The sequence below is a fragment of the Cellulomonas cellasea genome (assembly GCF_006538745.1).
Lineage (GTDB): Bacteria > Actinomycetota > Actinomycetes > Actinomycetales > Cellulomonadaceae > Cellulomonas_A > Cellulomonas_A cellasea.
Genome location: NZ_BJLR01000035.1, coordinates 58,170 through 82,629, shown reverse-complemented (window position 1 = coordinate 82,629; position 24,460 = coordinate 58,170). Strand labels below are relative to the sequence as shown.

At 74.7% G+C, this 24,460-nt stretch carries 18 protein-coding genes and 1 tRNA gene; 12 read left to right on the top strand and 7 right to left on the bottom strand.

What is annotated here, in order from left to right:
- Positions 1-145: 145 nt before the first annotated feature.
- The 5 genes from CCE01nite_RS18230 to CCE01nite_RS18210 all read left to right on the top strand — a co-directional run bounded on the left by CCE01nite_RS18230 (position 146) and on the right by CCE01nite_RS18210 (position 7,129).
- Positions 146-1,465 (top strand): resuscitation-promoting factor, encoded by a 1,320-nt coding sequence (locus CCE01nite_RS18230; protein ID WP_246056705.1) that lies wholly within the window; start codon positions 146-148, stop codon positions 1,463-1,465.
- A gap of 363 nt (positions 1,466-1,828) precedes the next feature.
- Positions 1,829-3,115, top strand: a complete 1,287-nt coding sequence (locus CCE01nite_RS18225; RefSeq protein WP_034631252.1) for a resuscitation-promoting factor — start codon at positions 1,829-1,831, stop codon at positions 3,113-3,115.
- A gap of 85 nt (positions 3,116-3,200) precedes the next feature.
- Entirely contained in the window at positions 3,201-4,187 is a 987-nt protein-coding gene (rsmA, locus tag CCE01nite_RS18220; RefSeq protein WP_084142751.1) for a 16S rRNA (adenine(1518)-N(6)/adenine(1519)-N(6))-dimethyltransferase RsmA, read from the top strand.
- Positions 4,184-5,119, top strand: coding sequence for a 4-(cytidine 5'-diphospho)-2-C-methyl-D-erythritol kinase (locus CCE01nite_RS18215; protein ID WP_034631219.1), 936 nt, complete (start codon positions 4,184-4,186; stop codon positions 5,117-5,119). The genes rsmA and CCE01nite_RS18215 overlap by 4 nt, the downstream gene beginning before the upstream one ends.
- Positions 5,120-5,263: 144 nt before the next feature.
- Entirely contained in the window at positions 5,264-7,129 is a 1,866-nt protein-coding gene (locus tag CCE01nite_RS18210) for an ABC-F family ATP-binding cassette domain-containing protein (RefSeq protein ID WP_141372785.1), read from the top strand.
- A gap of 34 nt (positions 7,130-7,163) precedes the next feature.
- Here CCE01nite_RS18210 and CCE01nite_RS18205 read toward each other — a convergent pair whose 3' ends face one another.
- Together CCE01nite_RS18205 and CCE01nite_RS18195 are read right to left on the bottom strand one after the other, a co-directional pair.
- Positions 7,164-7,694, bottom strand: coding sequence for a MarR family winged helix-turn-helix transcriptional regulator (locus CCE01nite_RS18205; RefSeq protein WP_371861061.1), 531 nt, complete (start codon positions 7,692-7,694; stop codon positions 7,164-7,166).
- 213 nt (positions 7,695-7,907) lie between these two features.
- Positions 7,908-8,510, bottom strand: coding sequence for a TetR/AcrR family transcriptional regulator (locus tag CCE01nite_RS18195; RefSeq protein ID WP_174774715.1), 603 nt, complete (start codon positions 8,508-8,510; stop codon positions 7,908-7,910).
- A gap of 274 nt (positions 8,511-8,784) precedes the next feature.
- Here CCE01nite_RS18195 and CCE01nite_RS18190 point away from each other — a divergent pair.
- The 6 genes from CCE01nite_RS18190 to CCE01nite_RS18165 all read left to right on the top strand — a co-directional run bounded on the left by CCE01nite_RS18190 (position 8,785) and on the right by CCE01nite_RS18165 (position 15,153).
- Positions 8,785-8,856: transfer RNA gene (locus CCE01nite_RS18190), tRNA-Gln, on the top strand.
- A gap of 201 nt (positions 8,857-9,057) precedes the next feature.
- Positions 9,058-10,710, top strand: coding sequence for a bifunctional UDP-N-acetylglucosamine diphosphorylase/glucosamine-1-phosphate N-acetyltransferase GlmU (gene glmU / locus CCE01nite_RS18185; RefSeq protein ID WP_034631232.1), 1,653 nt, complete (start codon positions 9,058-9,060; stop codon positions 10,708-10,710).
- Complete coding sequence (locus CCE01nite_RS18180) at positions 10,707-11,690, top strand: ribose-phosphate diphosphokinase (protein ID WP_034631234.1); 984 nt, start codon at positions 10,707-10,709, stop codon at positions 11,688-11,690. The genes glmU and CCE01nite_RS18180 overlap by 4 nt, the downstream gene beginning before the upstream one ends.
- Before the next feature lie 428 nt (positions 11,691-12,118).
- Entirely contained in the window at positions 12,119-12,742 is a 624-nt protein-coding gene (locus CCE01nite_RS18175) for a 50S ribosomal protein L25/general stress protein Ctc (protein ID WP_034631236.1), read from the top strand.
- A gap of 127 nt (positions 12,743-12,869) precedes the next feature.
- A complete protein-coding gene (gene pth, locus CCE01nite_RS18170; protein ID WP_034631238.1) occupies positions 12,870-13,487 on the top strand; it encodes an aminoacyl-tRNA hydrolase in 618 nt (205 codons plus the stop codon).
- A 199-nt stretch (positions 13,488-13,686) separates the two neighbouring features.
- Positions 13,687-15,153 (top strand): sugar transferase, encoded by a 1,467-nt coding sequence (locus CCE01nite_RS18165; protein ID WP_246056704.1) that lies wholly within the window; start codon positions 13,687-13,689, stop codon positions 15,151-15,153.
- A 116-nt stretch (positions 15,154-15,269) separates the two neighbouring features.
- Here the strand turns inward: CCE01nite_RS18165 and CCE01nite_RS21670 are convergent, their stop codons facing one another.
- A complete protein-coding gene (locus CCE01nite_RS21670; RefSeq protein ID WP_157464196.1) occupies positions 15,270-16,601 on the bottom strand; it encodes a right-handed parallel beta-helix repeat-containing protein in 1,332 nt (443 codons plus the stop codon).
- 1,010 nt (positions 16,602-17,611) lie between these two features.
- A complete protein-coding gene (locus CCE01nite_RS18150; RefSeq protein WP_141372782.1) occupies positions 17,612-19,054 on the bottom strand; it encodes a right-handed parallel beta-helix repeat-containing protein in 1,443 nt (480 codons plus the stop codon).
- Positions 19,055-19,521: 467 nt separating this feature from the next.
- On the opposite strand from CCE01nite_RS18150, the gene CCE01nite_RS18145 reads away from it, so the two are divergent.
- Positions 19,522-20,697 carry a glycosyltransferase family 4 protein gene (locus CCE01nite_RS18145; protein WP_034633276.1) on the top strand — a complete coding sequence of 392 codons (1,176 nt, stop codon included), beginning with the start codon at positions 19,522-19,524 and terminating at the stop codon, positions 20,695-20,697.
- An 85-nt stretch (positions 20,698-20,782) separates the two neighbouring features.
- Here the strand turns inward: CCE01nite_RS18145 and CCE01nite_RS18140 are convergent, their stop codons facing one another.
- The 3 genes from CCE01nite_RS18140 to CCE01nite_RS18130 are packed head-to-tail and all read right to left on the bottom strand — an operon-like array spanning position 20,783 to position 24,101.
- Entirely contained in the window at positions 20,783-21,541 is a 759-nt protein-coding gene (locus CCE01nite_RS18140) for a CDP-alcohol phosphatidyltransferase family protein (protein WP_052104348.1), read from the bottom strand.
- Positions 21,523-22,626, bottom strand: coding sequence for a glycosyltransferase family 2 protein (locus CCE01nite_RS18135; protein ID WP_052104347.1), 1,104 nt, complete (start codon positions 22,624-22,626; stop codon positions 21,523-21,525). The genes CCE01nite_RS18140 and CCE01nite_RS18135 overlap by 19 nt, the downstream gene beginning before the upstream one ends.
- Positions 22,623-24,101 carry a lipopolysaccharide biosynthesis protein gene (locus tag CCE01nite_RS18130; protein ID WP_034633255.1) on the bottom strand — a complete coding sequence of 493 codons (1,479 nt, stop codon included), beginning with the start codon at positions 24,099-24,101 and terminating at the stop codon, positions 22,623-22,625. Before CCE01nite_RS18130 ends, CCE01nite_RS18135 begins: the two co-directional genes overlap by 4 nt.
- Positions 24,102-24,460 lie beyond the last annotated feature (359 nt).

The following is a 24,460-nucleotide window of genomic DNA, read 5'->3' as shown; positions in this document are numbered from 1 at the left end:
CTCCCGGCGAACCCGGACAAGCGTCCGGCTCCGGCTACCCGCGACGGTCACGGATCGGTTACGGTCAGGATGCCGTGCGCGGAGCGTGCGCCCTCGGGCGCCGGCACCGCGGGCGCGGCACCCACCGAGGACCGAGAGGACGCCCGTGCCCGTGCCCGAGCCCGAGCCGCTGCCGATGACCCGGCGCGAGCGTGCGGCGCTCGAGCGGACGCAGGCGCGTCCGGCGCTCCCCGGCGTCCCGCTGCCCGGTCTGGCGCGCCGCGGCGGGAGCGGCAGGAGCCGCCCGGTGTCGGCCCCGGCCCCGCGCACCGTGTCCCGCCCCGTCCGGCTCGCCGCGCAGGGCGTCGTGCTCGCGCTGGTCGCGGGCGGCACGAGCGCGTTCGCGGTGCTGCACAAGTCCGTCACGGTCGACGTCGACGGCTCGCCCGTCGAGGTCACGGCGTACGGCCGGACCGTCGGCGACGTGCTCGCCGGCGCCGAGATCGAGGTGGGGGAGGGCGACCTCGTCGCGCCCGGGCTCGACGAGCACATCTCGAGCGGGTCGCAGGTCGTCGTGCGCCACGGCCGTGAGCTCGAGGTCGAGGTCGACGGCGAGCAGACGACCGTGTGGACCACGGCGCTGACCGTCGGGGAGGCCGTCGAGGGCCTCGGCCTGCGCGGCGGCGACACGCTGCTGTCGGCCTCGCGCTCGGCGTCCCTCGGGCGCGACGTGCTGCGCGTGTCGACCGAGAAGACGCTGCACCTCGTCGTCGACGGCCAGGTCATCGACGGCGTGAGCAGCGCCCCGACGGTCCGCGAGGCGCTGCGCGAGATCGGCCTCGTGCTCGAGGAGGGTGACCACGTGTCGGTCCCGCTCGACGCGACGGCGGTCGACGGCCTCGTCGTCCTCGTCACACGCGCGAGCCAGGGCGACCAGACGGTGACCGAGGTCGTGCCGTTCCAGACCGTCGAGGTCGAGGACCCCGAGCTCGTCAAGGGCAAGAAGGTCGTCGAGACCAAGGGCCGGGCCGGCCAGCGCCAGACGACGTACGCGACGTCCGTCGTCGGGGGCGCCGTCGTGGAGCGGACGGTCCTCGCGTCGGCCGTCACGGTCGCCCCCGTCGACCAGGTGGTCAAGGTCGGCACCGCGGAGCTCCCGGACCCGTCGGTGGTCGCGGTCGAGCCCGGCACGGCGCAGGCGCTCGGCAAGGAGATGGCGGCGGCCCGCGGGTTCGGCGACGACCAGTTCGCGTGCCTGCTCGCGCTCTGGAAGAAGGAGAGCGGCTGGCGCGTCGACGCCGAGAACAAGTCCTCGGGCGCGTACGGCATCCCGCAGTCGCTCCCGGGCAGCAAGATGGCGACGGTCGCGGACGACTGGCGCACCAACCCGGCGACCCAGATCACCTGGGGCCTGAACTACATCGAGGGCCGCTACGGCGACCCGTGCGGCGCGTGGGCGCACTCGCAGGCCAAGAACTGGTACTGACGAAGGGGCGCTCCCGGCCGCACCCCGCCCGGGCCGAGCCGCTCGACGGCCGCCCGTGCCCGTCTCGTATGTCCGGGTCTGTCCCGGTCTGGCGTCCCCGAGCAGGGTGATCTCGCGCACAGAGGGTTGGGCGCCACATCACGGGTCGGTTACGGTCGCGTGTCGCTGCACCGGCCGGACGCTCCCTCGTGGGGTGCCGGGAAGGACCGCGTGCGACGGGCCCACGCGCCTCCGCGTGAGCCGTTGACGGCCGGATCGGGGATCCGGGAACGACGGGCGTGTCCTCCCTCCAGGACGTGCAGAGCCACCGGCCCTCGGGCGACGGGGCACCGCCGTGCGCCGCGTGCGGTGCGTCCGCTCCCCGTGCCCGGGACCACCGACGTCTGGAACCGTGTGCGCTTCCCCTCCCTGACCCCCGCCGGCGACACCGCCGAGACAGCCACCGAGCCCCAGCTCTCCCCGACCGCCTCCCTGCGCTCGCGCCTCACCGGGTCCTCCGACTCCGGCCGAGCCCGCCTCCGCCTCGTCGCCGCGCTCTCCGCGGCCCTGGTCCTCGCGACCGGCACGGCCGTCACGGCCCAGGCGCACAAGACCGTCACGCTCGACGTCGACGGCGTCGAGACCCGGGTCACGACCTTCGCCGGCAGCGTCGAGGGACTCCTCGAGGAGCACGACGTCACCGTCGGCACGCGCGACACGGTCGCCCCCGACGGCGCCCTGCAGGACGGCTCCGACGTCGTCGTGCGCCACGCGCGCCTCGTGACCGTCCGTACCGACGGCGTCGACGAGTCCGTCTGGACCACCGCGCTCAGCGCCGACGAGGCCCTCGAGGCGCTCGCCGGCCGCGGCGGCGACGTCCAGCTCGTCGCGTCGCGCTCCAACGGCACGGGCCGCCCGTTCCTCGCGGGCGACCTCACGCTCGACGGCCCCGCGGACGTGCTCCGCGACGGCGAGACCCTTCCGGTGCCCGACGGCGTGACCGACGTCGCGACGGCCCTCGAGCGCCTCGGCGTGGTGCTGGGCGAGCGTGACACCGTCGCCGTCCGCCCCGGTGCCGACGGCCGGGTGACCGTCGTCGTCACACGCGTCGTGGTGCAGGACGTGACCACGACCGTCGAGCTGCCGTTCGCGTCGGTGACGCAGGACGACGCCGGGCGGTTCGTCGGCCAGAAGGCCGTCGTGACCGAGGGCGTCGCCGGGGTCCGCACGGTCGTCGAGCGCGTCACGACGGTCGACGGCGTCGAGACGGCGCGCGAGCCGGTCTCCGACCAGGTCACGCAGGCCCCGGTCGACGAGGTCGTCGCGGTCGGCAGCAAGCCGCGCCCGGCGCCCACGCCCAAGGCGGCGGCGGCCCCTGCGGCCGAGTCCGCCCCGGCGACGGGCTCGCCCGTCACGGCCGGCGGCGACGCCGACTCGCTCAACTGGGCCGCGCTCGCGAAGTGCGAGTCCGGTGGCAACCCGTCGATCGTGTCCGCGACGGGCAAGTACCACGGCCTGTACCAGTTCTCGGTCGCGACGTGGCAGGCGGTCGGCGGTGCCGGCCTCCCGTCCGACGCGTCGGCGGAGGAGCAGACGGCGCGCGCCAAGATGCTCTACAACCGCTCGGGTGCCGGCCAGTGGCCGCACTGCGGGAAGAACCTGTTCTCCTGATCGACCGACGACGCCCCGTCCCCACCCCTCGGTGGGGGCGGGGCGTCGTCGTGCCCGCCGAGCGCCCCCGGTTAGGCTCCTGCGCATGACCGACACCCCCGGACCCCTGCTCGGGCCCGCGGAGATCCGGCAGCTCGCCGAGCGCGCGGGCATCCGTCCCACCAAGACCCTCGGGCAGAACTTCGTGCTCGACGGCGGGACGGTGCGCAAGATCGTCCGGCAGGCGGCCGTGCAGCCGGGGGAGCGGGTCGTCGAGGTCGGCCCGGGTCTCGGGTCGCTGACGCTGGGCCTGCTCGAGGCGGGCGCCGACGTGCTCGCGGTCGAGATCGACCCGGTGCTCGCGCGGCTGCTCCCCGCGACGGCGCGCGCGCACGTCCCGAACCTCGTGGTCTCCGGGCCGCACGAGGGCGACCGCCCGGTCGAGGACGCCGCCGTCGACGCCGCCGCGCGCCTGACGATCGTGCTGGCCGACGCGCTCGACGTCCGCACCCTGCCCGGCCGCCCGCCGACCGCCCTCGTCGCGAACCTGCCCTACAACGTCTCCGTCCCGGTGCTCCTGACCTTCCTCGAGCGCTTCCCGACGCTCGAGCGCGTGCTCGTCATGGTCCAGGCCGAGGTCGCCGACCGGCTCGCCGCGCCGCCCGGCAGCCGGGTCTACGGCGTCCCGTCCGCGAAGGTCGCCTGGTACGCCGACGCCCGCCGCACCTCGACGATCGGGCGCAGCGTGTTCTGGCCCGTGCCGAACGTCGACTCCGCGCTCGTGCGACTCGACCGCCGCGAGCCGCCGGCCACGTCCGCGACGCGCGAGCAGGTGTTCGCCGTCGTCGACACGGCGTTCGCGCAGCGGCGCAAGATGCTGCGCTCGGCGCTCGCCGGGCTCGCGGGGTCCGCGGACGCCGCCGTGGCCGCGCTCGAGGCCGCCGGGGTCGACCCGCAGGCCCGCGGCGAGCGCGTCGACGTCGACGGGTTCGCCCGCATCGCCGCGGCGCTCGCCGACGCCGCGGCGGCGCGCGCCCCGCTCGCCGACGCCTCCGCGCCGTCCCCGGGCGGACCTGGCACAGTGGAACCGTGACGTCGAGCCCCACGGAGATCCGCGCCGACCGTGAGGTCCGGGTCCGCGCACCCGGCAAGGTCAACCTGGCGCTGCGCGTCGGTCGGCGCGAGGCCGACGGCTACCACCCGCTCGCGACGGTGTTCCAGGCCGTGTCGGTGTACGAGGACGTCGTCGCGACGCCCGGCGAGGGCCTGACCCTCTCGGTCACCGGGCCGCAGGCGCACCTCGTGCCGACCGACGGCTCCAACCTCGCGCTGCGCGCCGCACGGGCGCTCGCCGACCACGCCGGGATCGACGAGGGCGTGCACCTGCACGTGCACAAGTCGGTGCCCGTCGCGGGCGGCATGGCCGGCGGCTCGGCCGACGCGGCGGCGGCGCTCATCGCGTGCGACGCGCACTGGCGGACGGGCCTGTCCCGCGACGAGCTGCACGAGCTCGCGGCGTCGCTCGGCTCCGACGTGCCGTTCGGGCTGCTCGGGCACACGGCGGTCGGCTCGGGGCGCGGTGACCTGCTGACGCCCGCGCTGTGCCGCGGCGAGTACCACTGGGCGTTCGCGGTGCAGGACGAGGGCCTCTCGACGCCCGCGGTGTACGCGGCGTTCGACGAGCTGCACATGGGTGGCGGCGGCCACGAGACCGAGGTCAGCCTCATGCAGGCGCTGCGCGCGGGCGACCCGCGGGCGCTCGGGCGGGCGCTGCACAACGACCTGCAGGCCGCGGCGCTCGAGCTCGCGCCGAACCTCGCCGAGCCGCTGGCGGTCGCCGAGGACGCGGGCGCGCTCGGCGTCGTCGTCTCCGGCTCGGGCCCGACGATCGCGGCCCTCGCCCGCAGCCGCCAGCACGCCCTCGTCATCGCCGCGGCCATGACCGCGGCGGGCGTCGCCGACTCGGTGCTCACCGCGGTCGGCCCGGTCCCGGGTGCGCGCGTCGTGACCTCCGGGCCGGAGTGACCTGACCACCGGAGCCGCGGCCGCGGCGTGCGCCCACCCGTCCCCTCCCGGCGGCTGCGGCGGCTCGTGGCGACGCACGGCCGCACCGTCCCCGTACCCTCACGTGCTCGTGCACCCGCACCCCACCCCCGGCGGAAGATCCTGATGGCCCACCTGCTCGGAGCGGACTCCGTGTCGCTCACCCTCGGTACCCGCACGCTCCTCGACGAGCTCAGCATCGGCGTCGACGACGGCATGCGCGTCGGCGTCGTCGGCCCCAACGGCGCCGGGAAGTCGACGCTCCTGCGGGTCCTCGCCGGCCTCCAGCCCGCCGACTCCGGGCGGGTCACGCGCGCCGGCGGCGTCCGCGTCGCGCTCCTCGACCAGCGCGACGAGCTGCCCGCGGGCGCGACGGTCCGCGAGATCGTGCACGGCGACGCCGACGAGCACACCTGGGCCCGCGACCCCCGCGTCCGGTCGGTGCACGCGGGCCTGCTCGCGGACCTCGACCTGACCGACGACGTCGCCAACCTCTCGGGCGGCCAGCGCCGGCGGGTCGCGCTCGCGGCGCTGCTCGTGCGCGACCACGAGGTCCTCGCGCTCGACGAGCCGACCAACCACCTCGACGTCGAGGGCGTCGCGTGGCTCGCGGAGCACCTCGTGGCCCGCTACGCGCGCGGCACCGGGGCGCTCGTGGTCGTCACGCACGACCGCTGGTTCCTCGATGCGGTCTGCACGCGGACCTGGGAGGTCAACGAGGGGTCCGTCGAGCAGTACGACGGCGGCTACGCGGCCTACGTGCTCGCGCGCGCCGAGCGCCAGCGCAGCGCGTCGGTCACCGAGGAGAAGCGCCAGAACCTGCTGCGCAAGGAGCTCGCGTGGCTGCGCCGCGGCGCCCCGGCGCGGACCTCGAAGCCCAAGTTCCGCCTCGACGCGGCCGCCGAGCTCATCGCCGACGAGCCGCCGCCGCGCGACCGCCTCGAGCTCACGCGGATGGCGACGAGCCGGCTCGGCAAGGACGTGCTCGACCTCGAGGACGTGACGCTGCGCTTCGACGCGCCCGACGACGCGACGGGGGCGACGACGACGCGCACGCTGCTCGACGACGTGACCTGGCGGCTCGGCCCGGGGGACCGGTACGGGGTCGTGGGCGTCAACGGCGCGGGCAAGACGACGCTGCTCAAGCTGCTCTCGGGCCGCCTCGAGCCGACGAGCGGCCGCGTCAAGCGCGGCAAGACGGTCCAGGTCGCCGAGCTGACCCAGGACGTCGAGGACCTCGACGAGCTCCGTGAGATGCGGGTCGTCGAGGTCGTCGAGCGGGAGAAGCGCACCGTCGTCGCGGGCGGCAAGGAGCTCACCGCCGCGCAGCTCGTCGAGCGGCTGGGCTTCACCAAGGACCGCGCGCGCACGCCGGTGCGGGACCTCTCGGGCGGCGAGCGGCGCCGGCTGCAGCTCCTGCGCCTGCTCGTCGGCGAGCCCAACGTCCTGCTGCTCGACGAGCCGACCAACGACCTCGACACCGACACGCTCGCGGCGCTCGAGGACCTGCTCGACGGCTGGCCGGGCACGCTCATCGTCGTCTCGCACGACCGGTACCTGCTCGAGCGCGTGTGCGACCGGCAGGTCGCGCTGCTCGGCGACGGCCAGGTGCGCGACCTGCCCGGCGGCGTCGAGCAGTACCTCGAGCTGCGGCGCGCGGCCATGGCGGGCGGCGGCGGCTCGGGTGCCCCGGGGGCGGTGAGCGCGGACACCGGAGCCGCCGCGGGCGCCGAGCAGGCGGGCGGCGGGCCGGACGCCGGTGCACCGGCTCCCTCCGCGGCCGACCAGCGCGCCGCGCGCAAGGAGACCCAGCGCATCGAGCGGCGCCTCGCGAAGATCACGGAGCTCGAGGGGAAGCTGCACGAGAAGATGGCCGCGCAGGCGACCGACCACCAGGCCGTCCTGGCCCTCGACGCCGAGCTGCGCGCGCTCGCGACCGAGCGCGAGGAGCTCGAGGAGGCGTGGCTCGAGGCGGCGGAGACGGCCGGCTGAGCGCCCGCGCCGCGAGAGTCCGCCCGGGAGGGCGTCAGGGCGCGTCGAACGGGGCGACCACGTCCCGCAGCAGGGTCGCGAGCGTCGCGTGCTCGGCCTCGGTCAGCACCGCGAGCAGGCGGCGCTCGACGTCGAGCAGGTCGCTGAACGCCGCGTCGACGCGCGCGAGCCCCGTGCCGGTGAGCTGCACGAGCACGCCGCGCCGGTCCTCGGGGGACGGCTGCCGCTCGACGAGGCCGCGCTCTGCGAGCCGGTCGATCCGGTTGGTCATCGTGCCGCTCGTGACGAGCGTCTGGGTCAGCAGCGCGCCGGGGGAGAGCCGGTAGGGCGCGCCCGCCCGCCGCAGCGCCGACAGCACGTCGAACTCCCACGTCTCGAGCTCGTGGCGGGCGAACGCCCCGCGCCGGGCCAGGTCGAGGTGCCGCGCGAGGCGGCTCACGCGCGAGAGCACCGTGAGCGGCGTGACGTCGAGGTCCGGGCGCACCCGTCCCCACGCCTCGACGATGCGGTCGACCTCGTCCCGCACCGGGGGACCCGCGGTGCCGCCCGCGTCCGTGCCGCCGATCGCGCCCGCCGCGCCGACGGGGCCCGCGCTGCCCGCGTCGCCCTCGCGCGCGGCGGACCCGGCCGGGCCCGTACTCCCGGCGTCCGGCCCGGCAGCGGGCGTGCGCGTGGGCCCGCCGCCCCGTCCGTCCGCCGCTCGAGCCGTCATGGCGCGAGGTTACTCGACATCGAGATACCGGGCAGGCGCGGGCAGCGTGCCGCCGGCGGCGCGGCGTCAGCTGTCGGTCGACGTGAGCGTCGGGCGGCGCTCGAGCCCCGACAGCCCGTTCCAGGCGAGGTTGACCAGGTGCGCCGCGACGTCGGCCTTGCCGGGGCGGCGCGCGTCGAGCCAGTGCTGGCCGGTCAGCGCGACCATCCCGACGAGCATCTGGGCGTAGATCGGGGCGGTCTTGGGGTCGAGGCCCTGGCGCTTGAACTGGTCCGCGAGCAGGTGCTCGACCTGGGTCGCGACGTCGCCGATGAGGCTCGAGAACGTCCCGGTCGCCTGCGCCACGGGGGAGTCGCGCACGAGGATCTGGAAGCCGTCGGTCGACGTCTCGATGTAGGTGAGCAGCGCGAGCGCGGTGCGCTCGACGAGCACCTTGGGGTGGCCCCCGCCGGCGAGCGCCGCCGTCAGAGCACCGGTGAGCGCGCGGATCTCCCGGTCGACGACGACGGCGTAGACGCCCTCCTTGCCGCCGAAGTGCTCGTAGACCACGGGCTTGGAGACCTCGGCGCGCGCGGCGATCTCCTCGACGCTCGTGAGCTCGAAGCCCTTCTCCGCGAACAGCCGCCGGCTCACGTCGAGCAGCTGCTCGCGCCGCTGCACGCCGGTCATGCGCGCACGCGTCGTCCGCCTCGTCTCGGTAGCCACGGGCCCATCATCGCAGCACTGCCGGGACGGCGGCCGGGGCCGGGGCGGCGCCGGGCTGGCAGACTGGTCGGCCGACGGTCGTCCCGTCGGTCGTCGTCGGCTCGTGGCGGTCGCGGCCCCCGCGGGGGCCCGTCGGTCGGTGCGGCCCGCGCCGGTCGGTGCCGAGCGGTGCCGGTCGTCCCGGGTCCGCACGGCACGGACCCGGCACGGGCCGGTCCGGCGCGTGGCGAGCCGACAATCCGCCCTGGTGTAACGGCAGCACGCAGGCCTTTGGTGCCTTGCGGTCCGGGTTCGAATCCTGGGGGCGGAGCAGGGTGGCCCGGGCCGCGTGCGCCCGTCGGGCCCGGCACCAGGGCCGGGCCGGACGAACCGGGCGAACCCGGCGGCGCGGTGCCCGGCCGGCCCCCGGCGAGGTCCGGGCGGCGCGGGGGGCCCTCCGCACGGCGGTAGAGTGCACTCGCGCCAGATCCGCCGCCCGAACCCTCGGGCAGTCCGCGAGGAGCACCCACAGGTGACAGCCCCCCGCCCAGCCGCCGTCGTCGTCCTCGCCGCAGGTGAGGGCACCCGGATGCGCTCGGCGACACCCAAGGTCCTGCACACGATCGCCGGCCGCAGCCTGCTCGGGCACGCGCTCGTCGCGGCCCGCCGGCTCGAGCCGGCGCGGGTGACCGTCGTCGTCCGCCACGAGCGGGAGCGGGTCGCCGCCCACGCCCGGGAGCTCGACCCCACGGTCCTGCTCGCCGACCAGGACGCGATCCCGGGGACCGGCCGCGCGGTGCAGTGCGCGCTCTCGGTGCTCGACGCCGCCGCCCAGGCCGGACAGGCCGCGGCGACCGACGGCCCGGGCCGCAGCGGCAGCGCGGTGGGCCTGCAGGTCGAGGGCCCGGTCGTCGTGCTCGCGGGCGACGTCCCGCTGCTCGACGGCGACACGCTCGCGGAGCTGCTCGCCGCGCACGTCGCGGACGCCAACGCGGTCACGGTGCTGACGACCGAGGTCGAGGACCCGACGGGCTACGGCCGCATCCTGCGCGAGGCCGGCACGGCGGACGTGCTCGGCATCGTCGAGGAGAAGGACGCCGACGAGGCGCAGCGCGAGATCCGCGAGATCAACTCGTCGGTCTACGTCTTCGACTCGACCGTGCTCCGCTCCGCGCTCGGCCGCCTGGGCCGGGACAACGCGCAGGGCGAGGTCTACCTGACCGACGTGCTCGCGATCGCGCGCGCCGACGGGGGCCGGGTGCGCGCGCTGCGCACCGACGACCCGCTGCTGGTCGAGGGCGTCAACGACCGCGTCCAGCTCGCGGCGCTGCGTGCCGAGCTCAACCGCCGGCTGCTCGAGGACTGGATGCGCGAGGGCGTCACGGTCGTCGACCCGGCGACCACGTGGGTCGACGTCGACGTCGAGCTCGCGCGCGACGTGACGCTGCTGCCGGGCACCCAGCTGCACGGCGCCACGACGGTCGGCGAGGGCGCGACGGTCGGCCCCGACACCACGCTCACCGACGTGAAGGTCGGCGCGGGAGCGAGCGTCGTGCGCACGCACGGCTCCGGCGCGGTCGTCGGCGCGGGCGCCACGGTCGGCCCGTTCGCCTACCTGCGGCCCGGCACCGACCTGGGCGACCGCGGCAAGATCGGCACGTTCGTCGAGACGAAGAACGCGCAGATCGGCGAGGGCTCGAAGGTCCCGCACCTGTCCTACGTCGGGGACGCCACGATCGGCGTCGAGACGAACATCGGTGCCGCGAGCGTCTTCGTGAACTACGACGGCGTGAACAAGCACCGCACGACGATCGGCTCGTACGCCCGCACCGGCTCGGACAACATGTTCGTCGCCCCGGTCACCGTGGGCGACGGCGCGTACACCGGGGCGGGCAGCGTCATCCGGCGCGACGTCCCGCCCGGTGCGCTCGCCGTGAGCGCCGGCCCGCAGCGCACGATCGACGCGTGGGTCCTGCGGGCCCGCGCCGGGACGCCCGCCGCCGAGGCCGCCGCCCGCGCGCTGGGCGACCGCAGCACCGAGGACCTCTCCCCGCAGGCCCGGCTCGAGCTCGAGCGCGCCCAGCGCGCCGCGGCCGGCCCGGCCCCCACGCCTCCACCGACGCTCCCGGACCACCCCGCGGAGATCCACGACCTGCCGGCCGACACGAAGGACACCGCACGATGATCGGGACCGTGTCGAACGACGGCGAGCGACGGCTGGTGCTCGTCTCGGGCCGAGCCCACCCGGAGCTGGCGACCTCGGTCGCCGAGGAGCTCGGGACCTCGCTCGTCCCCACCACCGCCTACGACTTCGCGAACGGCGAGATCTACGTGCGCTTCGGGGAGTCGGTGCGCGGCTCGGATGCGTTCGTCCTGCAGAGCCACGCCGCGCCGATCAACCAGTGGCTCATGGAGCAGCTGCTCATGGTCGACGCGCTCAAGCGCGCCTCGGCCAAGACCATCACGGTCGTCGCGCCGTTCTACGGCTACGCGCGCCAGGACAAGAAGCACCGGGGTCGCGAGCCGATCTCGGCCCGGCTCATGGCCGACCTGTTCCGGACCGCGGGCGCCGACCGGATGATGAGCGTCGACCTGCACGCGGCCCAGATCCAGGGCTTCTTCGACGGCCCGGTCGACCACCTGTGGGCCATGCCGATCCTCACCGAGTACGTCCGCACGCGCGTCGACACGACGAACGTCACGGTCGTCTCGCCCGACGCCGGCCGCATCCGGGTCGCCGAGCAGTGGGCCGCGAAGCTCGGCGGCGGCCCGCTCGCGTTCGTGCACAAGACGCGCGACATCAACCGGCCGAACTCGACCAAGGCGAACCGGGTCGTCGGTGACGTCGAGGGCCGCAGCTGCGTGCTCGTCGACGACCTGATCGACACGGCCGGGACGATCACGGGCGCGGTGCGCGTGCTGCTCGAGGCCGGGGCCAAGGACGTCATCGTCGCCGCGACGCACGGCGTGCTCTCCGACCCCGCGATCGACCGCCTGTCGCAGTGCGGCGCGCGCGAGATCATCATCACCGACACCCTGCCGATCGCCGACGACCGCCGGTTCGAGCAGCTCACGGTGCTGTCGATCGCCCCGCTCATCGCGCGGGCGATCCGCGAGGTCTTCGACGACGGCTCGGTCACATCGCTGTTCGACGGCCAGGCCTGACCCACCCCCACCGCACGACCGTCCGGCCAGCCCGCCCGCACCCTCGTGCGGACCGGCCGGCCGGACGTCGTCGTGCCGCCGCGGGGCCCACGGGAGCCCGGCCGCGCCCGCCCGCGGCCCCGCACAGTCGGGCTCGCCGACGCCTCACCCGGGACCGGCTTGGGGTCCTGGCCCCGGGCGGGTAAGATCGTCAGGTTGCCTCGGCGAGGGACGTCGGACGGTCAGGTCGCGGGATGCTCGTCCCGCACGATCGGGCCACGATCTCCGTGATCGACTGGGCGGATGCCTCCGCGTGCCCGTCCTGCGCCCCGCGTCGAGGCCACCACCTGCTCGTCCTGCGCTGACCATCATCAGCGGCGGCCGTCCTCCCCGGGCGGCTCGTCCCCCTGCTCGCCGCCCTGCACCACCGTCCTCACTTGGGAGTCATCGTGTCCGAGGTCAAGCTCGTCGCCACCACCCGCACCGATTTCGGCAAGGGCGCCGCGCGCCGCACGCGCCGTGCCGGCCGCATCCCCGCCGTCCTCTACGGGCACGGCTCGGACCCGCTGCACGTGTCGCTGCCGGGCCACGAGACGTTCCTCGCGCTCAAGCACGCCAACGCGCTCTTCGCGATCGAGATCGACGGCAAGACGACCCTCGCGATCACCAAGGACGTCCAGCGCGAGCCCGTCCGCAACGTCATCGAGCACGTCGACCTGCTCATCGTCACCAAGGGCGAGACGGTCACCGTCGAGATCCCCGTCGTCATCACGGGCGAGTCGTTCTCGGGCACCATCCACATCGTCGAGCACCAGACGGTGACCCTCGAGGCCGAGGCGACGCACCTGCCGCAGTTCGTCGAGGTCTCGATCGAGGGCCTCGAGGCGGGCGCCACCGTGACCGCCGGCCAGCTGGCGCTCCCGCAGGGCTCGACCCTCGTCACGGACGCCGACGCCGTGATCGTCGCGATCAGCGCGCCGCAGGCCACGGCCGCGGACCGCGAGGCCGACGCCGTCGCCGCCGACCTGGCCGCGTCGCAGTCCGCCGCGTCCGCCGCCGCCGCGGAGGCCTGAGCCACTCGCGCGCTCGGGGTGACGCGCTCGCGCCGCACCCCGCTCGGACGCACCACGGCGCCCGGTACCGTCACGGTGCCGGGCGCCGCTGCGTGCACCGGGCACCCGACCGATCGGAAGGACCGTCATGACCGAGGGCCCCTGGCTCGTCGTCGGCCTCGGCAACCCGGGCGCGCAGTACGCCGGGAACCGCCACAACGTCGGCCAGATGGTGCTCGACGAGCTCGCGCGCCGCACCGGCTCGAGCTTCGGCTCGCGCGGCGGGATCCTCTCGCGCCGCCCGCAGGCCGTCGTCGCCGAGACGCGGCTCGGGACGCTCCCCGGCGGGGCACCGGGGCCGCGCGTGGTGCTCGCGAAGCCCACGACGTACATGAACGTCTCGGGCGGACCGGTCGCGTCGCTCGCGCAGTACTACGACGTGCCGCCCGAGCGTGTGGTGATGGTGCACGACGAGCTCGACATCCCCTACGCGGAGCTGAGGCTCAAGCGCGGCGGCGGCGAGGGCGGGCACAACGGGCTGCGCGACACGTCCAAGGCGCTCGGCACGAAGGACTACGTGCGGGTCCGGGTCGGGGTCGGCCGGCCGCCGGGGCGCATGGACGCCGCCGACTTCGTGCTGCGCGACTTCTCGGCGGCCGAGCGCAAGGACCTGCCCTGGCTCGTCGACGCCGCGGCCGACGCGGTCGAGCTCGTGGTCGTCGACGGGCTCGAGAAGGCGCAGCTGCGCGTCCACACCAAGGGCTGACCGGCTCACCGGAACGTCATCGAGCATTCACCCGGATGCCTCGGCATCGGGTGAAATCGGACATTTGGCGTTGTTAGGCCCAGGGGGTCGTCCTACCCTTTCACCAGCATCTTCAGCGCTGGACGGGGGACGTATGACGCTGACGGCAGACCCAGGCCTGCACGAGTCGGAATGGACGCAGGAGCGACGCGCGAGATCGGTGGAGGCCCGCCGCTCGTGGGCCTCCGACCTCCCGTTCGAACGACGCCCGACACCGTACAACTCCGACGAGACGACCTACCCGATGCGGTGGGCGCGGGCCAGCGTCGCGTACGCCCGCACCGCCGTGCTGCTCGACGCGGTGCTCGCCGCGGGCGTCACGTTCGCGGTCCTGAGCTGGTCGACCGGCGTGACGCTGGCGACCGCCGCGTGGGCGGTCGTGGGCGCGGTCGCGTTCGTGTCGTTCGTCGCGGGCGCCAAGGGCTACCAGCGCTCGGCGCTCGGTGACGGCCCGCGCGAGTTCCAGTCGGTGCTCCGCGGGACCCTGCACCTCGCCGGCGCGCTCATGGTCCTGGGGTTCCTGCTCAAGGCGCCGGTGCCGCGCTCGCTCGTCGTGGTCGGGGTGCCCGTGCTCGCGGTGCTGTCGTGGTGGGTCCGGCACGTGCACCGTCGCCGGCTGCACCGCCAGCGCTCGCAGGGCCAGGCGATGATGCGGACGGTCGTCGTGGGCGACTCGGCGTCGGCGCTGCGCGTCACCCGGAACCTCGGCGGGGCGACGCACCACGGCTACCAGATCGAGGGCATGTGCCTGCCGGAGGCCGAGCCGGGCGGCGACGTCGGCGGCGTGCCGGTGCTCGGGGCGATCGCGGACGTCGTCCAGGTCGTCGCGGACCGCGCCGCAGAGGTCGTCATCGTCACGGGCTCGTCGCTCAGCGGCGACGCCCTGCGGCGGCTGTCCTGGGCGCTCGGGCGTGCCGGTGCGCACCTCGTCGTCGCCCCCGACATCGTCGAGGTCGCGAGCCCGCGGCTCACCGTGCGCCCGACCGCGGGGCTCTCGCTCCTGCAGGTCGAGATCGAGGCGCCGCGGGAGCGGCTGCTCGCGAAGTCGGTCATGGACCGCACGATCAGCGTGCTCGCGCTCCTCGTCGCCGCACCGGTGATCCTGGGGGCCGCGGCGGCGGTCGTGCTGACCTCGAAGGGCGGCGCGTTCTACCGCCAGACGCGCGTCGGCGTCGATGGCCGGACCTTCACGATGTGGAAGCTGCGGACGATGGTCGCGGACGCCGATCGGGTCCGCGAGACGCTGCTCGACGCGAGCGACCGCGACGGGCTCATGTTCAAGATGCACGCCGACCCGCGGATCACGCCCGTCGGCCGGTTCCTGCGGCGGTTCTCGATCGACGAGCTCCCGCAGCTGCTCAACATCATCAAGGGCGACATGTCGCTCGTCGGGCCGCGGCCGCCGCTGCTCGAGGAGGTCCAGGCCTACCCCGACGCCGTGCGACGGCGGCTGCGGGTGCGCCCGGGGCTGACGGGCCTGTGGCAGGTCAGCGGTCGCGCGGACCTCGCGTGGGAGGAGTCGGTCCGGCTCGACCTGCGCTACGTCGACAACTGGTCCGTCACCATGGACCTGATGATCCTGTGGAAGACCGGCCGCGCCGTGCTGAGCGGCTCCGGGGCCTACTGAGCGACGGGCCCCGCGGCACCGGTGCCGGCCGGGCCGCGGGCCCACGACGAACGGGCGGGACGCTCCCCTGAGGGAGCGCCCCGCCCGTTCGTCGTGCGTGCGTGCGGTGCGGTGCGTCAGCCGCGCGAGATCTTGACCAGGACGCCGTCGGTGTACACGTTGTTCGTGTTGACGATCGTGTTGCCGGTCGGCGCGATGATCGCGCACCGCGAGATGCGCTGGGCGGTACCGAAGAGGTTGTTCGACACCGTGATGCCCTGGATCGCCGGGTACTTGGAGCCGTACGCGACGTTGACCGAGCAGGCGCCGCCGTCGATCTTGTTGTTCGTCACGGAGAGGCCGGAGATCGCGGAGCGGTCCTGGGTCATCTGGATGGCGGACGCCTGGGCGCTCTCCATCGTGTTGCCGCGGAACGTGATGTTCGAGCCGCCCTGGATCTGGACGTTGTCGGAGTGGCTCTCGCCGCCGCCGTGGTTCGGGTCGCTGGCGTAGTACAGGTTGTCGTGCAGCCAGGAGTTCTCGACGAGGACGTTCGAGCCGGTGATGTGCACCGAGTCGATGACCTTCGCGATCTCGGTGCGCTTGACCGTGAAGTTGTGGCCGATGATGCCCGCGATGTGCGGCGAGGCGTCGGACGCGATGAGCTCGCTGTCCTCGAGGGTGAACGGGTACGCACCGAGCGAGTTGGTGATGAGCGCGAAGCTGCTCGTGATCGGGCGACCGCGCACGATCGAGCGCTTGATCGTCACGTTCGGCGCGTTGACCTTGATGAAGCCGCGCACGTCGACGGCGTCGATGACCGCGCCGGGCGTGGAGACGACGAGGTCACCGGAGACGACCCGGAGCGCGGTGCCGGCCGGCACACCCGTGGACGCGCCGGTGGCGTACTTCGGCAGCGCCGGGGCGGTGGGCGTCGGGGACGGCGTGGGCGTGGGGGTCGGCGTAGGGGTCGGCGTGGGCGTCGGCGTGGGCGTGGGCGTCGCCGAGGGAACCTCGAAGCTCTTGACGGCCACGACGACCCGCACGCTCGCGTCGCGGTTGTACACGATCACCTTGCCGGTGGCCGACGGGGGCAGCGGGAGCGTGAACGTCGCGCTGCCGGCGTCCTGCACGGGCGTCGTCAGGACGGCGTTGGCCTTGCAGGCCTCCGTCAGGGTCGAGCCGGCACAGACCGACAGCGTCGTCGGCTTCCAGGCCCAGCGACCGGTGATCGTCATCGTCGCCGAGGTCGCGCCCGTCGGCACGGAAGGCAGGGTGACGATCTTGGACGAGCTGTAGCTGAGCGTGAACTCAGGGATCGCGGCACCGGTGTTCGTCACGGTGCTGAGCGGGACCGATGCGGCCTGGGCGGAGACGCTGGGGGCGCCGGCCGCCAGGACCGCGCCCAGCACGGCGACCGCAAGGGCGCGACGCGTGGTGCGTGATCGGTCGAGCGATACTGCGAACATGAACAATCTCCTCATCAGGTGCGTTCTGGGCGGAACACACGGCCCATGCTCGTCAGCCTGGATATCGTCGCGAATTGCGACCCGCGTCCCGAGAAATGGACAGTACGCCATCGGTGCGACACTCGTAAGTGAGCGTTCTCACTCGTAGGGCCTAATCGGTCGCCCGCTGTCGCCGCGATAGCGTGTGACCTGCAACTTCACCCGATCGGCGGTGCAGATATTCACCCGTCGGCGGAATCGGGCACCGGTTTTCGGGTGATTCGTCCAGAATGTACGGGTGCCTGCCCGGCGCCGACGTGCGCTCGCTCACGTTTTGGGTGTTTACGCGTGAATGCGCTCGGCAGGCGAACGGCGTAGTTGAGTAATTCCGCCGGTGACGTCGGACACGTCCGACACTTTTCGCTCGCCTGGTTCCCGAGTCCACCCGGTGCGAGAGGCGTTGCTCTCTGGTACGGGGTGCGGCTACCGCGTCGGCGGCGTCCGCTGTGTCTGTTCCTGTCGCATCCGCCCGTGCATCGACGGGCGTCCGGCCACACACCGGGAAGCGGAGGCGCTGCGAGGGCTCCGTCGGCCTCCCGCGGCGGCCACGGCCGGGCGACGAGGGCGGCTCGGCGTCCGGGACCCGGCGAGGGGTTGCGCCCGGTCCCCCACCCGGCGACGCGGGCGGCGCGGTGTCCCGCGCCGGGCGAGCGCCGCGGGAGAAGTGCCGTCCCGGGCTGCCGGACGGGAGCCGGCGGCGGGACGTGCGGGCCGCGGTGGTGCTGTGGCTCTGCGGGGCCGTGCGGCCGGGACGGCGGGCACGCCGAGCCGGGCCGAGCCCGCCGAACTGGGCCGAGCCCGCCGAGCCCTTCCCAGCCGGGCCGAGCCACGGCCAAGCCCGGCGCCCTGCGGTGGGGGCTTCGCCGCAGGGCGCCGGGGTCGTGCGGGTCTAGCTGTCGACCGGGGCGTGCGGTGCCGCCCCGGCCTGGGCGCGTCCCGGAGGGTGGGTGCGCCCGGACGTCACGACGTCGTCAGCCGCGCGACACCTGGACGGGCGTGCCGTCGACCCAGGTGTTGCTCGTGTTGGCGATCGTGTTCGAGCTCGGCGCGATGATCGCGCACTTCGCGTGACGCTGCGAGGTGCCGAAGACGTTGTTCGCCACCGTGAAGCCCTGGATCGGCCCGTACTTGGAGCCGTACGCGACGTTGATCGAGCACGCGCCGCCGTCGATCTTGTTGTTCGTCACCGTGACGCCGGAGACCGCGGCGCGGTCCTGGGTCGTCTGGAACGCCGACGAGTGGGCGCCCTCGATGGTGTTGCCGCGGAACGTGATGTTCGAGCCGCCCTGGATCTGCACGTTGTCGGCATGGCTCGGCCCGCCGTTGTGGTTCGGGTCCTGCATGTAGATCAGGTTGTCGTGCAGCCACGAGTTCTCGACGAGGACGTTCGAGCCGGTGATGTGCACCGAGTCGATGACGTTCGCGATCTCCGTGCGGCGGACCTCGAAGTTGTTGCCGATGATCCCGCTGACGTGCGGGGACGCGTCCGCGGCGCGCAGCTCGCTGTCCTCGAGCGTGAAGCGGTACCGGCCGAGCTCGTTGGTGATGAGGGCCATGCTGCTCGTGAGGGGCCGGCCCCGGATGATCGTGCGCTTGATCGTGACGTTGTCCGCCTGGATCTTGACCAGGCCGTGCACGTCGAGCGCGTCGATGACCGTCCCGGGCTGGGTGATCACGAGGTCACCGCTGTGCGTGGTGAGCGCGGTCCCGGCGGGGACGCCGGTCGACCCGGCGTTCGCGAACCCGCCGGAGCCGGAGCCCGAGCCGGAGCCCGCACCGGGTGCGGGCGCGGGCGAGGTGGTCGTCGCGGAGGGCGCGGGCTTGGGCTGCTCGGGGGCCTTGGTCGGCGCCGGAGCGGGCGCCGGCGGCGGCGGCGGGGTCGTGTACGACTGCACCTCCGCGCGCACCCGCACGCTCGCGTCGGCGTTGTAGAACGTGACCCGGTTCTTCGCCGTGGCGGGCAGCGTGACGGTGACCGTCACGGTCTTCGCGCGCTGCGCCGGCGTCGTGAGGGCCACGGCGCTCTTGCAGGTCTCGGTGGCGGTCTCGCCGGCGCAGACGGAGATGCGCGTCGGCTTCCAGGACCAGCGGCCGCGGACCTTGAGGGTCACGGACGTCGCGTTCGCGGGGGCCCCGGGCAGCGTCACCGTGCGGCTCCCCGCCGGGGGGAGGACGAACTCGCCGATCGTGGGGGTCGTCGCCGTCGCTGCGGCCACGGCCGAGACCATGGGCGCGGTCGCCGCGCTCGCCCCGGGGTCCGCGGGCGGCGCGGTGACGGGCGCCGTGAGCGGGGTGGTGGCCTGCGAGGCGCTCCAGGGGACGAAGGCCATGATCAGTGCGCCCACCGAGGTGAGGGCGAGGCGTCGTGCTCTCGAGCGCTGGGTCGGCGCTCCGGTCGCGTGTCTACCCGTCATGGGACTCCTCATTGTTCTTCGGCGCAGCCGTGGTCGGCGCACGCAGTGCGCGTCGAAGCGCGGGGGGTCGATGGCCGCTCGAGCGGCCGCATCCCGGTCGACACTAAGCCATTCGGGTGACGTCTCCCGTGACCGGGATCACGCCTCCGCGGAGGCGACAGCGCCCCGGACCGGGCCAGCCATAGGCCCCGACCTGCGCTTTCGGACGTCCGCCCGACTCTCGTCGCGTAACGGATGCGTGACGCATTTCACGCCCTGGCTGACTGTTCGGTTGAGGTGGCGGCTGTTGGGTCTGTGGTCGAAGATCGGGCACGCTGTGTGCATGGACGATGCGAAGCGGCGGCGCGAGGGATGAGCACCTGCGTGGCAACCGTACTCAGCCGGATCCCCGACAGGGAGAAGGATGAGAGACATCTCATCAAGTCGGTCCCGGCCTCCCGTCCGGCCCAGAGCGCCCGGTGCACCCGGTGACCGGGCCCCTGCTGCTCGTCGCGCACCCGTCCCCGGACCTGTACGGGTCGGACCGTCAGCTGCTCGAGACCGTGTCGGCGGCCGTCGGCAGCGGGTGGCGGGTCGAGGTCGTCCTCCCGGTCACCGGGCCGCTCGTCGAGCTGCTCGAGGCGCGCGGCGCGCGGGTGCGCGTCGTGGAGTTCCCGGTCCTGCGCAAGGCGCTCCTGCGCCCGGCGCAGCTGGTCCGGCTGCCGTGGCGCATGCTCGCCGCGACGCTGCGCCTGCGCCGGCTCACGCGCCGGCTCGACCCGGCGCTGGTCTACGTCAACACCGTGACGATCCCCGAGTGGCTCCTCGCCGCGCGCCTCGCCGGACGGCCCGTCGCGTGCCACGTGCACGAGACGGACGACGGGTACCCGCCGATCGCCCGCCGGGTCCTCACCGCGCCGCTGCTCCTCGCGCGCTCGGTCATCGCGAACAGCGGGGCCTCGCGGCACGCCGTGACGGAGGTCGTGCCCCGGCTCGACCGGTCGGTCGTCGTGGTCCACAACGGGGTGCCCGGTCCGCCCGCCGGCCCGACGGCGCTGCGAGCGCGCGCCGTGGGCGACCCGGCACGGATCGCGCTCGTCGGGCGCATGTCGCCGCGCAAGGGCACGCACGTCGCGCTCGAGGCGACGGGCCTGCTCGCCGCCGCCGGCCGGGACGTCTCGCTGCGGGTGTGCGGCACCGTCTTCCCGGGGTACGAGTTCTTCGAGGCCGAGCTGCGCGAGCGCGCCGCCCGCCCCGACCTCGCGGGCCGGGTGACCCTGGCCGGCTACGTGCACCCGACGTGGGACGAGCTCGCCGCGGCGGACGTGGTGCTGGTGCCGTCGCGCTCCGAGTCGTTCGGCAACACCGCGGTCGAGGCGATGCTCGCGGGCCGGCCCGTCGTGGCGTCCGGTGTCCAGGGGCTCGCCGAGGTCCTCGACGACGGCCGCACCGGGCTCCTGGTCCCCCCGGACGACCCGGCGGCGCTCGCCGCGGCGATCGCGTCCCTGCTCGACGACCCGGCGAGGGCGGCCGCGCTCGCCGCCGCCGGGCTCGACGAGGCGTCGCGACGGTTCACCGTGACCTGCTACACGGAGGCGATCCTCCGGGCGCTCTCGGACGCGAGCGGGGGCGCCGTCCCCGCGCCGCAGCCGACCGCGCGCTGACGGCCGGGTCGGCTGACGGCCGGATCGCCTGACGACCCGGCCGGCCGGCGGCCCGGTCGGCCGGCGGCCCGGTCGACGCCGGGGCTCAGGCCGTGAGGGTCCGCATCTCGCGGTACCACCGGACGAGGGCCGCGAGGAGCAGGAGCGCGTTCGCCACCATGAGCAGCGTGTACAGCGGCACGAACACCGCGGAGAAGCCGAGCAGCGCGAACGACACGCACAGGATGCCGTAGTCGCCCGGGAGCACCACGAGCGAGCGCAGCACGGGCGCCGGCTCGGTGGCGGGACGCGTCGTGGGCGTGCCGAGCGCGGCGTGCGCGCGGCGCAGCTGCTCGGACAGGATGACCGAGAAGAAGAAGACGCACGCCACCGCGCTGAACGCGAGCGGCACCAGCAGCATCCGGTCCGGCAGGTCGAGGAAGCGGTACCAGCTCACGAGCACCGCGAGGTGGATCACCGCGGTCTTCGTGGCGTCGACGACGTGGTCGAGCCACTCCCCGGCGCGGCTCCCGGTGCCGGTCAGGCGCGCGAGCTGCCCGTCGGCGGCGTCGAGCATGTAGCCGACCACGAGGAGCGCCGAGACGAGCAGGCCGGTCCCCACGGTCGGGCGCTGCGTCGCGAGCAGCGCGATGCCGGTCCCGCTGAGCGCGGCGCTCGCGACCGTCACGTGGTTCGGGGACAGCCCGAGCCGGTACGCGAGCGCGGCGAGCTGGCGTCCCGCCGGCCGGTTGACCCACCGCGACCAGCCCGCGGCGCCGCGGTTGCTCTTCTGCGCGGCGGCCAGCCGGCGCACCACCTCGCGGTGGCTCTGGGTGCGGCCGTCGGTCAGGGGCCGGGTTGCCATGGCGTCGTTCTCCTCGGGTCGGACGACGCGGTGACCGCGCCGGGGGCAGGCGGGGCTCCGGGCCGGGAGCCCGGACGGGTCACGAGCACGCGGAGCCCGGCGAAGGACCCCCGCACGGCCGCGCCCACGGGCGCGACGGGGTGCAGGAGCTGGCGCCGGCCGCCGCGGAGCAGCACCTCGACCGCGTAGCCGGGCGTGCGCAGCGCCCAGCGCACCCGGTCGCGGGCGCCCAGGTGGCGCGCGGCGAACAGCAGCCGGTTGCGGCAGTTCCAGTAGTAGTAGGTCGGCGACTTGGCCTGGGGGTGCGCCGTCGTCTGCGTGCCGCCGCCGTCGTGCACGGCGCGCACGCGCGTGTCCACGAGCAGCCGACCGCCCACGGCCGAGCACCGCCAGGACAGGTCGACGTCCTCCCAGTAGAGGAAGTACTCGTCGTCGAAGCCGCCGATCGCGTCCCACAGCTCCACGGTCAGCACGACGACCGTGCCCGCAAGCCAGGCGTCCGCGAGCGCGGGGTCGCTGCCGTCCGCGGCGCGCGTGCGGCCCTCGCGCACGAGCACCTGGGAACCGCGGAACTGCATCCGGCCGTCGGGTGCGACGACGAGCGGCGAGCGCATCGTCAGCGGCTCGGCGCGCGTGGACGCGACGAGCAGCGCGAGGTCGGCGGCCGTGATCGACGCGTCGGGGTTGAGCAGGAGCAGCGTGTCCGCCCCGGCCGCGCGCGCGGCCTGGACCCCGGCGTTCATGCCGGCGCCGAAGCCGACGTTGTCGAGCTCGAGGAGCGACCAGCCCCGCTCGCGGGCGAGCTCGCGCACCGCGCGCCGCTCGTCCTCGCCCGAGTCGTTGTCGACGACGTGGACCTGGGCGCCGGCGGCCCGCAGGTCGTCCGCGATGTTGCTCCGCAGCAGCGCGCTGGAGCCGTAGTTCACGACGACGATCCCGACGCCGCGCAGGTCGGGGGCCGTCGTCGTCGCGTCCTGCATCGTGACGTCCTGCACCGTCGCCCCCCGCGTCGTCCCGTCCTGCGCCGCGTCGTCCGCGCCCCCGCCCGCCTCCCGCGCCGCCGGGCGTCCGGTCGGCGCGCTCACCGCGCCGACCTCCGCGCCAGCGCGGTGCGCGCGACGGCGAGGACCGCCCGCAGGTCGCGCCGCACGGGCGGGACCGCGAACCCGAGGGCGTAGGTGACGCCCAGGCCCAGCACCGCGAGCGCCAGCTGACCGACCGGCGCGCCGGGGACGGCCAGGGTGGCCGCGTACCCGGCGGCGCCCGCGACGGACGCGACGGCGAGGATGCGCAGGGCGCCGAGGAGGAGCGCGCGCGCGGGCAGGGGCGTGCGCCGCGAGAGCCACCAGATCGACAGCGGCCACTCGAGCGTCGCGGCGACCGCGATGCCGGCGGCGACCCCGGTGATGCCGAAGGTGCTGCCCACCACGACGCACACGATCTTCAGGACCGCCGTGACCGTCGTGTACCGGAACAGCTCCGCGGTCAGCCCGCGCGCGAGGTACACCCAGTAGCCGACGTACGCGAGGGTCTGCATCGCGCCGGCGACGGCGAGGAACTGGAGGACGGGTGCCGCCGCGAGCCACTGCTCGCCGAGCGCGACCCGCACGACGGGCTCCGCAGCGCCCACGACGAGCCCGACGCCGACCACGAGCGTGTACCCGAGCGTGAGCTGGCCGCGCCGGACGTAGTGCGCGAAGCGGTCGGTGTCGTCGCTGAGCCGGGACAGCACGGGGATCGCGACGGTCGAGGTGGGGGTGCGCAGCTGGTTGAGCGTCATCGCGAGAAGGTGGTAGCCGCGGTTGTACAGACCGAGGTCGGCCGCGCCGAACCGGCGCCCGATGAGGAAGGAGTCGACGTTGTTCGCGACGTAGCCGAGCACCTGCGTCGCGGCGAGGTTGCGGCCGAACCGCAGCAGGGCGCCCACGGGCGCGGTGCGGTCGGGCAGCCCGGGCGCCCAGCGGGCGTACGCCACGAGCAGCACGAGCAGCACGACCCCCTGCGTGACCTGCTGCGCGACGAGCGCCCAGTAGCCCTGACCGGCCAGGGCGAGCCCGACGCCCACCCCGAGGGCGGTCGCGGGTGCGGCGACGTCGCACGTCGCGAGCGCCGAGAACCGCATGCGGCGCACGAGGTCCGCGCGGTACTGCGTGATCATGCCGTTGAGCAGGAACGTCACGGCCAGCACGCGCGCGATCGGCGCGACCTGCGGCTCGTCGTACAGCTCCGCGAGGAGCGGCGCGCACGCGAGGACGACGAGCGCGAGCAGCGCCCCGAGCGCGGTGTTGATCCAGAACAGGTTGGTCCGCTGGCCGCGGGACAGCTCTCGCGCCTGCACGGCGGCCGACGACAGGCCGAAGTCGCGCAGGATCTCGCCCACCCCGATGACGGCCACGACCATCGCGAGCAGCCCGTAGTCGTGCGGGTCGAGGAGCCGGGCGAGGATCACGACCGACAGGACCTGCACGCCCATCCGCAGGAGCTGGCCGGCCATCGTGACGGCACCCCCGCGCGCGGCCCGTGCGCCCAGCCCGGCGACGGGGGGTGCGGACGACGGCATGGGCGAGGCTCCTGTCGATCGAGGGGGCGGTGCTGACCCGAGAACCACGGCGTGTCGCCCCCCGGCGTGGTCGGCGCCGTGGCTGCTCGTGCGGTTCGGGCACGTGCGCGCGGAGGTCGACCTGATCAGCAGGTGAGAATCTACTCGGCCGCCGTACGGCGACGTCCCGGCCGTCCGGGTGAAAAGTACGTTTTGTGCTCGGTCACGTGCGCGGGCGTCCGTATTCTTGCGCTGACGATCGAGGGCCGACCGTTCCGGTGGCCGCGACGCGGAGCCGGCCCGCCCTGCCAGTCGCCGGCCGCTCGGGCCGCGTCCAGGCCGGCGGGGCAGTGCGAGGGGACGTGTCGTGACGGGTCAGG